Raw genomic sequence first — 13,521 nt, 5'->3', positions numbered from 1 at the left:
CGCGCCGATGCGCGATTGCCATTGACGCCGGATTGATGCGGGTATATACACGCATCCATGATCACGACCCGATGCCTGTGCACGCGACTGCGTCGCGCCAGCCGCAACCTGACCCGTATCTACGACGACGCCCTGGAGAGCGTCGGGATCAACGTCGCCCAGTATTCGCTGCTGAACAACCTGCAGCGCCTCGACCAGCCGAGCATCACCGAGCTGGCCGAGGCGCTGGGGCTGGATCGCAGCACCCTCGGGCGCAACCTGAGGGTGCTGGAGGGCAAGGGCCTGGTGCGCATGGACGAGGGCGAGGACCAGCGCAACCGCCTGGTGGCCCTGACCACCGATGGCACGGCCTGCGTCGCGGCGGCGTTGCAGGCCTGGGAAGGCGTGCAGGCGCGGATGACCGAGCGCCTGGGCGATGAGCGCCGCGACGCGCTGATGGCGCTGCTGGGTGAACTGGAATCCCTGGACTGATTTTTTCGCGATAACGCGGGTATATACCCGCAGAGGACATTCTATGACTTCCGTATGGCGCACGAGTGGCTGGATTCTCCTGGGGGCGTCGCTGATCCTCGCCCTGTCCCTGGGCATCCGCCACGGCTTCGGCCTGTTCCTGGCCCCGATGAGTGCCGAGTTCGGCTGGGGGCGCGAGGTGTTCGCCTTCGCCATCGCCCTGCAGAACCTGATCTGGGGCCTGGCACAGCCGGTGACCGGCGCCATCGCCGACCGCTTCGGGGCGATGAAGACGGTGATCATCGGCGGTGTGCTCTACGCCGTCGGGCTGGTGCTGATGGGCTACTCCCACTCGCCGCTGGGGCTGTCGCTGAGCGCGGGGCTGCTGATCGGCATCGGCCTGTCGGGCACTTCGTTCTCGGTCATCCTCGGCGTGGTCGGCCGCGCGGTGCCGGCAGAGAAGCGCAGCATGGCCATGGGCATTGCCGCGGCGGCCGGCTCCTTCGGTCAGTTCGCCATGCTGCCGGGCACCCTCGGGCTGCTCGGCTGGCTGGGCTGGTCCTCGGCGCTGCTGGCGCTGGGGTTGCTGGTGGCGCTGATCGTGCCGCTGGCGGGAATGCTCAAGGACAATCCGCTCCCGGTGGCCGCCCATGAGCAGACCCTGGGCGAGGCGCTGCGCGAGGCCTCCGGCCACTCCGGGTTCTGGCTGCTGGCTCTGGGTTTCTTCGTCTGCGGCTTCCAGGTGGTCTTCATCGGCGTGCACCTGCCGGCCTACCTGGTGGACCAGCACCTGCCGGCCCAGGTGGGCACCACGGTGCTGGCGCTGGTGGGGCTGTTCAACGTGTTCGGCACCTACATCGCCGGCTGGCTCGGGGGGCGCCTGTCCAAGCCGCGCCTGCTCACCGCGCTCTACCTGTTGCGGGCGGTGGTGATAGTCGCCTTCGTCTACTCGCCGTTGAGCGTCTGGAGCGCCTACGCCTTCGGCGTCGCCATGGGGCTGCTGTGGCTCTCCACGGTGCCGCTGACCAACGGCACCGTGGCCACCCTGTTCGGCGTGCGCAACCTGTCGATGCTCGGTGGTATCGTCTTCCTCTTCCACCAGCTCGGCGCCTTCCTCGGCGGCTGGCTGGGCGGCTACCTCTATGACCACACGGGCAGCTACGACATGGTCTGGCAGATTTCCATCCTCCTCAGCCTGGTGGCGGCGGCCCTGAACTGGCCGGTGCGCGAGCAGCCGGTGGCGCGGCTGCAGGCGCTGGCATGAGCCTGCGCCTGGGGTTGGCCTTCGGTGCCGGGGCGGCGCTGTTGCTGGCGCTGGCCTGGTGGGGCTGGCAGCGCGGCGGCCTGGCGCTGCTGCAACTGAACATGAGCCTCTGCTGATTGCCGCGAAGGGCCTGTGGGCGTAGCCTTTCGCCATTGCCCCTGCCTCGCGGAGCGCTCGATGAAATCCCTCCCTCTATTGCCTTTCCTGGCGCTGGTCGCCGCTCCCGTTCTGGCCGCCGAGTGCCCGCCGTTGCTCCAGCATTCGATGCAACAGCTGCGCTCGAAGGAGAACATCGACCTCTGCCAGCGCTTCGCCGGCAAACCGCTGGTGGTGGTCAACACCGCCAGCCACTGCGGTTTCACCCCTCAGTTCAAGGGCCTGGAGGCGCTCTACCAGCGCTACAAGGACGATGGCCTGGAAGTGCTCGGCGTGCCTTCCGACGACTTCAAGCAGGAGGCCGATGACAGCGCCGAGACGGCCAAGGTCTGCTACGTGAACTACGGCGTGACCTTCGCCATGACCCAGCCGCAACACGTCACCGGGGACGAGGCGACGCCGCTGTACCGCGACCTGATCGCGCAGTCCGGGCAGAGCCCGCGCTGGAACTTCTACAAGTACGTGGTGGATCGCCAGGGCAAGGTGATCGCCCATTTCTCCAGCCTCACCAAGCCGGACGACGAGGACCTGGTGAAAGCGGTGGAGCAGGCCCTGGCCAGCGAGCCGCTGTGAGGGACTGCCTGCTCCGGTGAGGCTGTTCGCGGCACCCGGGGAGCGCGAAAGTTCCATGGCGCCGGATAAATATTTCCGAATATTTCGGCTGGTTCCGGTTTCCCGGCCTGGCTCGTGGTACCTTCCCGCGCCTCACTTTTTGCCCAACCATGGAGTTACCCATGTCGATCAAGGAACTGATCCTGGCCGGCCTCATCGCCGCTGCCATTCCTTGCGCATTCGCCGCGAAGCCCGAAGCCCCCGTCGAAGACACCGCTGCCGCCACCCAGGTGGAAGAGGACGGCGAGGCCACCATCGAGGAAAACGGCGAGTCGATGTCCGAGGAAGAGTTCCTCGCCAGCCTGAACTTCCAGCAGGGCAAGGTGGTGATCGGCGACAACCTCGCCACCCTCGATATTCCCGAGCAGTTCGTCTTCCTCGCTGGCGAGGACGCCGAGCGCGTGCTGACCGACGCCTGGGGCAACCCGCCGGACGAGGTCCTGCCGCTGGGCATGATCCTGCCCAAGGGCATCTCGCCGCTGGCCGATGAGTCCTGGGCGGTGACGGTGGAGTACGAGGAGAACGGCTATGTCTCCGACGAAGACGCCGCCGATATCGACTACGCCGAAATGCTCGACGACATGAAGGAAGAGGCGAAGGCCGATAACAAGTGGCGCGCCGAGAACGGCTACGAGCCCGTCGAGCTGATCGGCTGGGCCGCCCAGCCGCGCTACGACGCCGACGGCCGCAAGCTGCACTGGGCCAAGGAGCTGAAGTTCGGCGACGCCGAGACCCACACCCTGAACTACAACATCCGCGTGCTGGGCCGTAAGGGCGTGCTGGTGCTGAACTTCATCGCCAACATGGACCAGCTGCCGACCATCGAGCAGAACCTGCCGGCGGTGCTGGCCATGACCGAGTTCAACCCGGGCAACCGCTACGCCGACTTCAACCCCGAGCTGGACAAGGTCGCGGCCTATGGCCTGGGCGCACTGATCGCCGGCAAGGTCGCCGCCAAGGCCGGCCTGTTCGCCATGCTGCTGGTGCTGCTGAAGAAGTTCTTCTTCGTGCCCCTGGCCATCGGTGCCTGGATCATCAACCGCATCCGTGGCAAGAAGAAGGAAGCACCCGCCGAGGCCCAGCCCCAGCCGACCCCCGAGCCGCAGCCCGTGGTGGTGAGCGAGCCGGCGGGAACGGTGATGGACATGAACAAGGACGACAAGCCCAAGATCGTCGAGTGAATGACATCCAGTGAGTGAAACAAGCCCGGACCTGTCCGGGCTTTTTATTGGGTGGCTTTCAGGGCGCGCCTGCCGGGCGGCTGCCCGGGCTGAAGCCCGGGCTACAGCTGCGGGCTACGGATGGCGGATACGAAAAAGCCCGGACCAGGTCCGGGCTTTTCGCTTGCCGCAACCAGGGGATCAGAAGCGGTAGGTCACCTGCGCGCCCAGGCCGTGGGCGCTGTTCTTGTAGGTGGAGGTGTAGCGGCCCTTGGTGGCGCTGGTCTGGTTCACTTCGGCATCGTCTTCCTTCAGGTAGGAGTAGGCGACGTCGACGGTCCAGTCGTCGCTCGGGCTCCAGGCGGCGCCCAGGCTGAGGATCTTGCGGTCGTCGGTGGGGATGCGCGGCGAGCGGTGCTCGTTGCGGGTCGGGGTCTGGTCGTAGGCCAGGCCGGCGCGCAGGGTCCACTGCGGGTTCAGCTTGTAGGAGGCGCCCACGGCGTAGGACCACACGTCACGCCAGTCCTGTTCCTCGGTGATGGTGCCGATGGGGCCCGCCGAGCCCCCGAGGAGCGCCGGAACGCCCTTGTTGTTGACGGTGATGTCCTTCAGGCGGCTCCAGCGGGTCCAGGTGCTGCCGGCATAGAGGGTCCAGTCGGCGTTCAGGTCATGGGTGACCGAGAAGTCGACGGATTCGGGGGTCTTCAGCTTCAGGGAGGCGTCGTACTCGTTGCCGGAGAAGGGGCCGAAGCCGGTGCCGGAAATCTGGGTATCGCCTTTGAGCTTGTAGTCGACCATCGAGTGGTAGGTCAGGCCGAAGCGGGTGCTGGGGGTGGCCTCGAACAGCACGCCGACGTTGTAGCCCAGTGCGGTGTCGTCGCCCTTGACCTTGACCTTGCCGTCGTTGCGGCCGGGGGTGCCCGCGTTGAGGGTGGCGGAGGTCAGCTCGCCGTCGATGCGGTTGATGGTCGGGCCGAAGCCGACGGAGAGCTGGTCGGTGATCTTGTAGCTGATGGTCGGCTGCAGGGTGATCACGCGGACTTCGCTGCGGTCGCCGTAGTAGCGGCCCTGGAAGCCGGACTCGTAGTCGGTGATCAGGCCGAAGGGCACGTACATGCCGAGGCCGAAGGTCCATTTGTCATCGATCGGCTTGACGTAGTAGCCCATGGGCACGCCCATGAAGGGGACCATGTCGCCGTCGTTGCTGCCGCCGAAGGTGCCACTGTGGTCGTCGATATCGGTCTTGGCGTCCAGCAGGGCGATGCCACCACTGACCTGCTCGCGCTTGAGGCGCGACATGCCGGCCGGGTTGCCGAAGACGGTGGTGGCGTCGTCGGCGGACGAGGAGCGACCGGCAAAGGCGGTGCCCATGCCGCTGACGCTCTGTTCGTTGATGGCGAAGCCACCGGCGAGGCTGTAGCTGGATGCAGCGCTGATGGCGATTGCGAGGCTGGTCTTGAAGACTCTTTTGATCACGGATGACTCCTGGGGACTTTCAAACAGGTGGCGGAAACTATCAGGATTTCCAGACCCCTGCCAGCTTCGGGGAGTTCCCGTAATAGAGCGTTTTATCGGGCTTTATGGCATCAAATGCCTGCAACTTCGCTGATCGTGCATATTGCCTTGGACGCTCGTTCCTGACTGGTCGGTCAGTGAGCGGATCGGGCCTACGCCACCCTTGCCGAAGGGCCCACCCAGCGTTGCCAGGCATCCAGGTATTGGCGAGGCGTGCCCTGCGGGTTGAACACCTGGCGCCAGATAGCGGCCATGCCGATCCAGTCGTCGGCGGCGGGCATCACCAGCACCTCGGTTTCGATCAGCAGCCAGGCGATGGCGGTGGCGTAGCGCAGGTTCACCGTCAGCTCCAGGTGCGGCGCGGCGAGGAAGGCGTGCTGGCTGGCCAGGCCGCGCACCAGGCTGGCGAGTTCCGGGTCGCGCGCCAGGTGCAGGTCCCAGAGGCAGCGGTGGTGCTCCTCGCTGATGTGATAGAGGCCGTAGCCCGCCTGGTCGCCCAGGGCGCTGCCGAGTGCCGACTGGCAGGCCGCGGCACCCAGCAGCAGGGATTCGGCCATGGGCGAGGGGCGCTGCAGGTAGAGCAGGGTGGGGCGGATGACGTGTTCACAGAGGTCGCTGGCGGCTATTCCCATGGTGCCCTCGCGAGAAAGGTGCCGGCGGGACCGGGGGCGTCTGGCAGCTTCTCGTTCTCGGAAAGGGCCCCGCCGGAAGCGGGGTTAGCCGCTCGTTTTGAAGTGTAGTGCGATGAAAACCTTGTAAAGGCCTGTTTTTAAACTGTTTGAGCCGAGGTTGGCTGGCGCATATATCCCAGGGTGATTAAAAAATGATCGCTCGCAACCGGCCCGGCATCGCGGATGACGGGCCGGCATGGCCTGGGTGGCTCAGTCGCCCTTGGCCAGCGGGCGTGCCGGGTCGGTGATCCATTCGCTCCAGGAGCCGGCGTAGAGCGGCGCCAGCGGGTAGCCGGCGAGGCTGAGGGCGAACAGGTTGTGGCAGGCGGTGACGCCGGAGCCGCAGTAGGCGACCAGGCCTTCCACCGGCCGCTGGCCGAGGAGGGCGGCGAAGCGCTGGCGCAGGGCCTCGGCGGGGAGGAAGCGGCCGTCGGCGCCGAGGTTGTCGGTGAACACCGCGCACTGGGCGCCGGGGATATGGCCGGCCACCGGGTCGATGGGCTCCACCTCGCCCCTGAAGCGGGGCAGGGCGCGGGCATCGAGCAGTGTCAGGTCGTCAGCGCCCAGGCGGCCCTGCAGTTCGTCGGCGCTGCGCAGCAGGCTGGGGTCGGCTTCGCCGCTGAAGCGGCCACGGGGCACTTCCGGCACGGCCATTTCCAGCGCGAGGCCTTCGTCGCGCCAGGCCTTGAGCCCGCCGTCCAGCAGGTACACGCCTTCGCGCTTGCCCAGCCAGGCCAGCAGCCACCAGGCGCGCGCGGCGAAGGCACCGGGGCCGTCGTCGTGGAGCACCAGGGTGCTGTCATTGTCGACGCCCCAGCCGCGCAGGCGCTCCACCAGGCGTTCCGGGGCAGGCAGCGGGTGGCGCCCGGTGACGCCCTTTTGCACCACGCCGGAGAGGTCGTGCTCCAGGTCGGCGAAGCGCGCGCCGGGGATATGCCCTTCGGCGTAGCTGCGCTGCCCGTAGGCGGGATCGTCGAGTGCGAAGCGGCAATCCAGCACGATCAGGCCCGGTTCTCCCAGGCGGGCTTCCAGTTGCCGGGGGCTGATCAGTTGCGCGAGGGGCATGGCGGTCTCCTGTGTCCAATCGATGACAGTGGGCATCATAAGGACAGCCGCGCGTCGCGTCGCGCGGATCGATGAGTGATGGGAGAGCCGTCCATGCCAAGCCTGCAATCCTTCGCCGAGAGCGCCAACCTCGCCCGCCGCATCGGCGTGGTGCTCGGGTCGTTGCTGCTGACACTGTTCTATTGCCTGCTGGTACTGGGGCGTGCCGCCTGCGGTCGTCTCGACCGCGCGCGCGTGGACGCCTACACCCGCGCCTGGTCCCGCGGCCTGCTGCGCCTGGTGCGGGTGCGCCTGTCGGTGCATGGGCAGCTGCCTGATTTCAACGACGGCCGTCGCTACCTGATCCTCTGCAACCATTCCAGCCATTACGACATCCCCGCCAGCTTCGTGGCCCTGCCGGGCTCGATCCGCATGCTGGCGAAGCAGGAGCTGTCGCGCCTGCCGTTCCTCGGTGCAGCGATGAAGGCGGCGGAGTTCCCCTTCGTCGACCGGCACAACCGCGACCGGGCCCTGGCCGACCTGCAGCGGGCGCGGCAGATGATGGAGAGCGGCATCGTGCTGTGGGCGGCGCCGGAAGGCACGCGCTCGAAGGATGGCCAGTTGCAGCGCTTCAAGAAGGGCTGCTTCCACCTGGCGCTGGACACCGACGCGGTGATCGTCCCGGTGGCCATCCGCGGCATCCACCAGGTGCTGCCGGCGCGTACCTGGCGCTTCAACCTCGGCCTGCCGGTGTCGCTGCACGTGGGGGCACCCATCGATGCCGCGCAGTTCGACGTCGAGCACCTGGACGAGCTGATGGCGCGGACCCACGGGCATATGCAGGCGCTGTTGCACCCGCGGCCGGCCCGGGTGGTTCCGGGCGTGCACGAGACTGCGCCGGCTTGAGCAGCGGGTATCGCGCTCCTGGAAATGAAGAAGCCCGCCAATTGGCGGGCTTCTCGTCTCCGGGAACGGGCCAGTCGCCCGGCCCTCAGTGGATCTTCAGCTTGCCGATCCGGTCGTTGTCGAGGCTGCCGAAGTACAGGTAGTCGCCCACCGGTTTCACCGAGGTGATCATGCGCAGGTGGGTGCCGCTGGTGTCGTGCAGGCTGCGGATGATCTGGCCGTTCTCGTCGAGGGCGATGACCAGGCCGTATTTCTCCGCCTTGGGCCACAGCGCGCGGGGCAGCTTGGCGATCTGTGCCTTGAGCCAGGGCTGGGTGTGGAGGAAGTCGGCGTCGGCCTTGCGCGGGGAGGGCAGGGCGACCCAGAAGGTGCCCTTGCGGTCGCCCTGGAGGTTGTCCGGCAGGCCCGGCAGGTTGTCGATGAACACATCGTGGGTGCCGGCCTTCTCGCCGCTCAGCCAGTAGCGGGTGATGCGGTAGCGGTAGGTCTCGTTGACCAGCACGAAGTCTTCCTTGGCCGAGAGCGCCACGCCGTTGCCGAAGTACAGGTCCTTGAGCAGCACCTCGACCTTGCCGGTGGCCGGGTCGTAGCGCATCAGCCGGCCGTGGGGGCGGGCTTCGAGCAGGTCCAGCAGGTAGTCGGGCTGCTCGAACTTGGCGGAGGCGTCGGTGAAGTAGATGCGCCCGTCGCTGGCGATGTCCAGGTCGTCGGTGAAGCGGAAGGGGCCGCCCTCGGCCTCGGTGGCGAGCACCTTGATCTGACCCTTGGGGTCGATGCTCAGCAGGCCCTTGTAGGCGTCGCCGACGATCAGGTTGCCCTGGGCGTCGAAGTCCATGCCCAGCGGGCGACCGCCGGTGGTGGCGAAGGTCTCGACCTTGCCGTCGGCGTCGATGCGCACCACGCGGCCATCGTGCAGGCCGGCATAGACGCGGCCCTGGGCGTCCACGGCGGTGTCCTCGGGGCCGTGGATCTGCCCCTTGGCCAGCAGCTCGGCCTTCATCAGCGTGTCGTTGGGCTCCATCACGCCGGTCATGGGCGGCGCCTTGGGAGCGTCCCAGGCGACGGGGTCGATGGGGCTCTTGGTGATGCCGAGGTAGATGCCCGCAGCGGCGATGAGCAGGACCAGCAGGCCCAGGAGTTTCTTCATGTCCGATTTCCCTGGAGAGGGCCCGTCATGGGCCTGGTTATTGTTGGAAGGGCTTTTTAGCAGCCATGGCCCGGCAATGCCAGAACCCCCTCCGGCTCAATGGCGGGCATGCGGCATTGTCGCGGTTGACAGCCTTGTAGGGATTTTCGCAGTATCTATTTCTCGCATTCCTGCACCGAGCTACAGCATGCCCGCCACCTACGCCTCCCTCGCTTCCGTTCCGGCCCTGCCGGCGCTGGCGTTTGGCGTTGTCGCGGGTAAATCGAAGAAACAGTCGCTCATTTGACCGGGGCGCGCTGTCCCGTCAGATGGGCTGACAGGACAGTGGGCGCGAAGGTCGAAACCTCATCCGCACGAACACTCCCCGCATCCCCTCCGACGGTGACTCTGACGGTCAGCCTGAAGGAGCTTTGCAATGCCTGTGTTTTCTGGAATCTGGGTCGCCCTGGTAACCCCCTTCGCCGATGGCGCCATCGACTTCCCCGCCCTGCGCCGGCTCTCCGCGCACCTGCTGGAGGCGGGCGTCGCCGGCCTGGTGGTGTGCGGCACCACCGGTGAAGCCGCGGCGCTGAGCAAGGCGGAGCAGCTCGCAGTGCTCGACGCCCTGCTCGAAACCGTCCCCGGCGAACGCCTGGTGATGGGTCTGGCCGGCAACAACCTGGCGGACCTCCTGGCCCTGCAGCGCGAGGTGCAGAAGCGCCCGGTGGCCGGCCTGCTGGTGCCCGCGCCCTACTACATACGGCCCTCGCAGTCCGGGCTGCTGGCCTGGTTCGGTGCCATCGCCGACGGTGCCGAGGTGCCGGTGATCCTCTACGACATCCCCTACCGCACCGGCGTGCGCCTGGAGCTGGAGACCCTGCGCCAGCTGGCCCGGCACCCGCGCATCGTGGCGATCAAGGATTGCGGCGGCGAGATCGACAAGACCCAGGCGCTGATCGCCGACGGCCAGCTCGACGTGCTGGCGGGGGAGGACGCGCAGATCTTCGCCACGCTCTGCCATGGCGGCAGCGGCGCCATCGCGGCTTCCGCGCACATCCACCCCGAGCGCTTCGTGGCCATGGCCGAGCGGGTCGCGGCCTCCGACCTCAAGGGCGCCCGGGCGATCTTCGGCGAGCTGCAGCCGCTGATCCGCCTGGCCTTCGCCGAGCCCAACCCGGCGCCGGTGAAGAGTCTGCTGGCCATGCGCGGGCTGATCCGCGACGAGCTGCGCGCACCCATGCAACCCAGCTCGCCGGCCTTGCTGCAGCGCCTGCGCAGCGAACTGGCCTGAGCCGCAGCCGCCCCGCACGGCACGACCGGGTGGGGCGGAAATGGGGTTGCGATATATACTTCGCGCCTCTGAACCGAGGAGAGCCTTGTGGCCATCGATTTTCACTGGATTCGCGACGACGCCGAACTGGCCTCCCATTGCGCCCGCTGGCGCACCCTCAGCTTCGTGGCCCTGGACACCGAGTTCATGCGGGTCGACACCTTCTACCCGAAGGCCGGCCTGGTGCAGGTGGGTGACGGCGACAGCGCCTGGCTCATCGACCCCCTGCTGATCAAGGACTGGCGCCCCTTCGCCGGGCTGCTCGAAGACCCGGCGGTGACCAAGGTGCTGCACGCCTGCAGCGAGGACCTCGAAGTCTTCCTGCGCCTCACCGGCAGCCTGCCGTTGCCGCTGCTGGACACCCAGCTCGCCGCCGGCTACCTGGGCATCGGCTACTCCATGGGCTATTCGCGCCTGGTGCAGGCGGTGCTCGGCATCGACCTGCCCAAGGACGAGACCCGCTCCGACTGGCTGCAGCGCCCGCTCACCGAGATGCAGGAGCGCTACGCCGCCGAGGACGCCATCCACCTCGCCGAGATCTACCGCATCATCGACGAGCGCCTGGACGCCACCAAGCGTGCCTGGGTGCTGGAAGACGGCGCCGAGCTGGTGGCCAACCTGCGCCGTGAAGTGGACCCGGACGACCTCTACCGCGACGCCAAGCTGGGCTGGAAGCTGTCCCGCCAGCAACTCGCCGTACTACGCGAGCTCTACGCCTGGCGCGACATCGAGGCACGCCGCCGCGACCAGCCGCGCAACCGCATCATCCGCGAGCACGCCCTCTGGCCGCTGGCCAAGTTCCAGCCGGACAACCTCGTCGCCCTGGCGCGCATCGAGGACATGCACCCGCGCACCGTGCGCCAGGACGGCAACACCCTGCTGAAGATGATCCGCGAGGCGGCCGAGCTGCCCCCCGCCGAGTGGCCGGAGCCGCTGCCCGAGCCGCTGCCGTCCGAAGCCACCGCGCTGTTGAAGAAGCTGCGCGCGATCGGCCAGGCCGAAGCCGAGCGCCTGGGCATGGCACCCGAGCTCATGCTGCGCAAGAAGCACCTGGAGGCCCTGCTCAAGACGGGCTACCCCGACGGCCCCTACAGCCTGCCCGAGGGCTTCAAGGGCTGGCGCCGTGAACTGATGGGCCAGGCATTGCTCGATGCCCTGGCCGGAGACAACGCCCCATGAAACGCATCTGCTCCATCTACAAGAGCCCGCGCAAGAACGAGATGTACCTCTACGTCGAGAAGCGCGACGCCCTGACCCGCGTCCCCGAAGCCCTGCTGGCCGCCTTCGGCACGCCGCAGCACGCCTTCGACCTGGTGCTCAGCCCCGAGCGCCAGCTGGCCCGCGAGGACATCGGCAAGGTGCTGGAGAACCTCGAGAAGCAGGGCTACCACCTGCAGATGCCGCCGGCTGAAGAGGAATACATCGAGCACCTGCCCGAAGAACTGCTGCGCATGAACGACCCCATCTGATGAAGGTCCTCCTCGCCGACGAGAAACACCGTCGCCATGCCGAGCTGCTGCGCGCCCTGGCCCCCTCGCTGGAGGCGGTGGGCAGCGACGATGCGGATGAACTCCACGGCCTCGCAGGCGATTGTCCCGTCTGGCTGGGCAGCCCGGATCGCGTGGTCCCGTTGCTGCGGGCGGGCCTGCGGCCGCAGTGGCTGCAATCCAGCTGGGCCGGCATCACCCCGTTGCTGGCGGAGGACCTTGTGCGTGGCTACCGCCTCACCCGCGCCGTCGGCATCTTCGGCCAGGTGATGGCCGAGTACGTGCTGACCTATGTCCTCGCCCACGAGCGGCAGTTGCTCTCGCGCCTGGCCAGCCAGGTGGAGCGGCGGTGGGATGCGCGCATGCCCAGCAGCCTGGCCGGGCGCCGGGTGCTGATCGTCGGCGCCGGCAATATCGGCCAGAGCGTCGCGCGCTTCCTCGCGCCGTTCGGTGTGGAGTTGCGTGGCATCGCCCGCGAACCCCGTGCGCTTGCGCCCTTCGCCGAGGTGCTGGGGATGGACGCCCTGGCGGAGCAGGCGGCCTGGGCCGACTACCTGATCAACCTGCTGCCGGACACGCCGGCCACCCGCGATGTCTACGACGCCGCGCTGTTCGCTCGCATGCGCCCCGAGGCGCTGTTCATCAACACCGGGCGCGGTGTCGCGGTGGTGGACGCCGACCTGGTCGCCAGCCTGCAGGCCGGGCACCTGGCGGGAGCGGTGATCGACGTCTGCCGCGAAGAGCCGCTGCCGCCCGCGCACCCGTTCTGGACCGCGCCGCGCCTGCTGCTCACCGGCCACAGCTCCGCGCCCACGCTGCCGGAACTGCTGGTGGGGCTGTTCCTCGACAACCTCGCGCGCTTCCAGGGCGGCCAGCCGCTGCGCGGTGAAGTGGACTTCCAGCGCGGCTACTGACGCCAGCTCGGTGGGCCTCTGCGTGGTGATGGCGTTCGTGTTCTCCGGCAGCACCGCTGGTGGATGAAAAGAGCGTCATCCACCCTACGCCCGGCGGCATCTCCGGTTTCAGATGGCCGCTTTTGCGGGGCACCGAACCGATCCCGGCACAGATGGCTTGCGTAGGGTGGACCACGCTTCACCGGTCCACCTTTCGTGCTCCCAGGCAACATCGTTGGTGGATGAAAAGAGCGTCATCCACCCTACGCCTGCCCGTTGCCTGGGAGCCCACGGTGTAGCCGTCCTGCGAATGATTTTCCTTACACGGCGCTGCCGGTCGTCCCGTCGTCGCCGGCGCTTGGCCGGCGCGGTTGGCGCGACTAGACTACCGCGCCCCGTTACCCAGTCAGAGCACCATGGCCGCCAAAGTCGAACCCTTCTGGAAGCGCAAGACCCTCGCACAGCTCGATCAGGAGGAGTGGGAATCCCTCTGCGACGGCTGCGGCCTGTGCTGCCTGCAGAAGCTGGAGGACGAGGACGACGGCGCCGTGTACTACACGCGCATCGCCTGCAAGCTGCTCGACCTGAAGACCTGCCGCTGCACCAACTACCCCAAGCGCCGTGACTTCGTGCCCGACTGCATCCAGCTCACCCCGGCCCAGGCCGATGAGTTCCGCTGGCTGCCACCCACCTGCGGCTATCGCCTGGTGGCCGAGGGCAAGGACCTGCCGCCCTGGCACCCGCTGGTCTGTGGCGACACCGAGGCGGTGCACAACGCCGGTATCTCCCAGTCCGGGCGCATGGTCAGTGAGACCCAGGTGGCCGAGGACGACTGGGAGGACTACATGATCTTTCGTGCGGGCTAGACGGATCGAACGACCGCTTGCCGAGTCATAGGGAAATCGCT

General features: G+C 67.7%; 15 protein-coding genes. 11 read left to right on the top strand and 4 right to left on the bottom strand.

Translation table 11 applies throughout. The features are described from left to right. Nucleotides 1-57 precede the first annotated feature (57 nt). The 4 genes from HSX14_RS20635 (at nucleotide 58) to HSX14_RS20620 (ending at nucleotide 3,663) form a co-directional block, all read left to right on the top strand. Nucleotides 58-471: a MarR family winged helix-turn-helix transcriptional regulator gene (locus tag HSX14_RS20635; RefSeq protein WP_173178004.1), complete on the top strand. Its 414-nt coding sequence runs from the start codon at nucleotides 58-60 to the stop codon at nucleotides 469-471. A 43-nt stretch (nucleotides 472-514) separates the two neighbouring features. After that, nucleotides 515-1,714: an MFS transporter gene (locus HSX14_RS20630; protein WP_173178005.1), complete on the top strand. Its 1,200-nt coding sequence runs from the start codon at nucleotides 515-517 to the stop codon at nucleotides 1,712-1,714. A gap of 177 nt (nucleotides 1,715-1,891) precedes the next feature. Continuing rightward, nucleotides 1,892-2,443, top strand: a complete 552-nt coding sequence (locus tag HSX14_RS20625) for a glutathione peroxidase (RefSeq protein WP_173178006.1) — start codon at nucleotides 1,892-1,894, stop codon at nucleotides 2,441-2,443. Between the two features lie 161 nt (nucleotides 2,444-2,604). Beyond that, the gene (locus tag HSX14_RS20620; protein WP_173178007.1) at nucleotides 2,605-3,663 is read left to right on the top strand and encodes a DUF2167 domain-containing protein; all 1,059 of its coding nucleotides are present in this window, start codon (nucleotides 2,605-2,607) and stop codon (nucleotides 3,661-3,663) included. A gap of 180 nt (nucleotides 3,664-3,843) precedes the next feature. Here the strand turns inward: HSX14_RS20620 and HSX14_RS20615 are convergent, their stop codons facing one another. The 3 genes from HSX14_RS20615 to HSX14_RS20605 form a co-directional block, all read right to left on the bottom strand. Next, entirely contained in the window at nucleotides 3,844-5,118 is a 1,275-nt protein-coding gene (locus tag HSX14_RS20615; RefSeq protein WP_173178008.1) for an OmpP1/FadL family transporter, read from the bottom strand. 191 nt (nucleotides 5,119-5,309) lie between these two features. Beyond that, on the bottom strand, nucleotides 5,310-5,789 hold the full coding sequence (locus HSX14_RS20610; RefSeq protein ID WP_173178009.1) for a hypothetical protein: 480 nt from the start codon (nucleotides 5,787-5,789) through the stop codon (nucleotides 5,310-5,312). A gap of 249 nt (nucleotides 5,790-6,038) precedes the next feature. Continuing rightward, a complete protein-coding gene (locus HSX14_RS20605; RefSeq protein ID WP_173178010.1) occupies nucleotides 6,039-6,893 on the bottom strand; it encodes a sulfurtransferase in 855 nt (284 codons plus the stop codon). 93 nt (nucleotides 6,894-6,986) lie between these two features. On the opposite strand from HSX14_RS20605, the gene HSX14_RS20600 reads away from it, so the two are divergent. Beyond that, nucleotides 6,987-7,778 carry a lysophospholipid acyltransferase family protein gene (locus tag HSX14_RS20600; RefSeq protein WP_173178011.1) on the top strand — a complete coding sequence of 264 codons (792 nt, stop codon included), beginning with the start codon at nucleotides 6,987-6,989 and terminating at the stop codon, nucleotides 7,776-7,778. Nucleotides 7,779-7,863: 85 nt separating this feature from the next. Here HSX14_RS20600 and HSX14_RS20595 read toward each other — a convergent pair whose 3' ends face one another. After that, nucleotides 7,864-8,925, bottom strand: coding sequence for an SMP-30/gluconolactonase/LRE family protein (locus tag HSX14_RS20595; RefSeq protein WP_173178012.1), 1,062 nt, complete (start codon nucleotides 8,923-8,925; stop codon nucleotides 7,864-7,866). Between HSX14_RS20595 and HSX14_RS20590 the strand changes: the two genes are divergently transcribed. The 6 genes from HSX14_RS20590 (at nucleotide 8,924) to HSX14_RS20565 (ending at nucleotide 13,480) form a co-directional block, all read left to right on the top strand. Next, complete coding sequence (locus HSX14_RS20590; protein WP_173178013.1) at nucleotides 8,924-9,211, top strand: hypothetical protein; 288 nt, start codon at nucleotides 8,924-8,926, stop codon at nucleotides 9,209-9,211. The two genes, HSX14_RS20595 and HSX14_RS20590, sit on opposite strands and share 2 nt — an antisense overlap. A gap of 129 nt (nucleotides 9,212-9,340) precedes the next feature. Continuing rightward, nucleotides 9,341-10,195 carry a 4-hydroxy-tetrahydrodipicolinate synthase gene (gene dapA, locus HSX14_RS20585; protein WP_173178014.1) on the top strand — a complete coding sequence of 285 codons (855 nt, stop codon included), beginning with the start codon at nucleotides 9,341-9,343 and terminating at the stop codon, nucleotides 10,193-10,195. A gap of 87 nt (nucleotides 10,196-10,282) precedes the next feature. Beyond that, nucleotides 10,283-11,413 carry a ribonuclease D gene (rnd, locus tag HSX14_RS20580; protein WP_173178015.1) on the top strand — a complete coding sequence of 377 codons (1,131 nt, stop codon included), beginning with the start codon at nucleotides 10,283-10,285 and terminating at the stop codon, nucleotides 11,411-11,413. After that, nucleotides 11,410-11,703 (top strand): YcgL domain-containing protein, encoded by a 294-nt coding sequence (locus HSX14_RS20575; protein WP_173178016.1) that lies wholly within the window; start codon nucleotides 11,410-11,412, stop codon nucleotides 11,701-11,703. The genes rnd and HSX14_RS20575 overlap by 4 nt, the downstream gene beginning before the upstream one ends. After that, complete coding sequence (locus HSX14_RS20570; protein WP_173178017.1) at nucleotides 11,703-12,635, top strand: D-2-hydroxyacid dehydrogenase; 933 nt, start codon at nucleotides 11,703-11,705, stop codon at nucleotides 12,633-12,635. Before HSX14_RS20575 ends, HSX14_RS20570 begins: the two co-directional genes overlap by 1 nt. 395 nt (nucleotides 12,636-13,030) lie before the next feature. Further along, on the top strand, nucleotides 13,031-13,480 hold the full coding sequence (locus HSX14_RS20565) for a YcgN family cysteine cluster protein (RefSeq protein WP_111262080.1): 450 nt from the start codon (nucleotides 13,031-13,033) through the stop codon (nucleotides 13,478-13,480). The last annotated feature ends 41 nt before the right edge of the window (nucleotides 13,481-13,521 follow it).

The sequence above is a fragment of the Pseudomonas tohonis genome, assembly GCF_012767755.2.
GTDB lineage: Bacteria > Pseudomonadota > Gammaproteobacteria > Pseudomonadales > Pseudomonadaceae > Metapseudomonas > Metapseudomonas tohonis.
Note: the sequence above shows the minus strand (reverse complement) of the source record. Positions and strands in the feature narration are given on the sequence as shown.

What these genes read in the sequence shown, in the direction of transcription:
- HSX14_RS20595 (WP_173178012.1), bottom strand. Translation starts at nt 8,925, where the DNA reads ATGAAGAAACTCCTGGGCCTGCTGGTCCTGCTCATCGCCGCTGCGGGC.
- HSX14_RS20630 (WP_173178005.1), top strand. Translation starts at nt 515, where the DNA reads ATGACTTCCGTATGGCGCACGAGTGGCTGGATTCTCCTGGGGGCGTCG.
- HSX14_RS20605 (WP_173178010.1), bottom strand. Translation starts at nt 6,893, where the DNA reads ATGCCCCTCGCGCAACTGATCAGCCCCCGGCAACTGGAAGCCCGCCTG.
- HSX14_RS20610 (WP_173178009.1), bottom strand. Translation starts at nt 5,789, where the DNA reads ATGGGAATAGCCGCCAGCGACCTCTGTGAACACGTCATCCGCCCCACC.
- HSX14_RS20565 (WP_111262080.1), top strand. Translation starts at nt 13,031, where the DNA reads ATGGCCGCCAAAGTCGAACCCTTCTGGAAGCGCAAGACCCTCGCACAG.
- HSX14_RS20625 (WP_173178006.1), top strand. Translation starts at nt 1,892, where the DNA reads ATGAAATCCCTCCCTCTATTGCCTTTCCTGGCGCTGGTCGCCGCTCCC.
- dapA (WP_173178014.1), top strand. Translation starts at nt 9,341, where the DNA reads ATGCCTGTGTTTTCTGGAATCTGGGTCGCCCTGGTAACCCCCTTCGCC.
- HSX14_RS20635 (WP_173178004.1), top strand. Translation starts at nt 58, where the DNA reads ATGATCACGACCCGATGCCTGTGCACGCGACTGCGTCGCGCCAGCCGC.
- HSX14_RS20600 (WP_173178011.1), top strand. Translation starts at nt 6,987, where the DNA reads ATGCCAAGCCTGCAATCCTTCGCCGAGAGCGCCAACCTCGCCCGCCGC.
- HSX14_RS20590 (WP_173178013.1), top strand. Translation starts at nt 8,924, where the DNA reads ATGTCCGATTTCCCTGGAGAGGGCCCGTCATGGGCCTGGTTATTGTTG.
- HSX14_RS20575 (WP_173178016.1), top strand. Translation starts at nt 11,410, where the DNA reads ATGAAACGCATCTGCTCCATCTACAAGAGCCCGCGCAAGAACGAGATG.
- HSX14_RS20570 (WP_173178017.1), top strand. Translation starts at nt 11,703, where the DNA reads ATGAAGGTCCTCCTCGCCGACGAGAAACACCGTCGCCATGCCGAGCTG.
- HSX14_RS20620 (WP_173178007.1), top strand. Translation starts at nt 2,605, where the DNA reads ATGTCGATCAAGGAACTGATCCTGGCCGGCCTCATCGCCGCTGCCATT.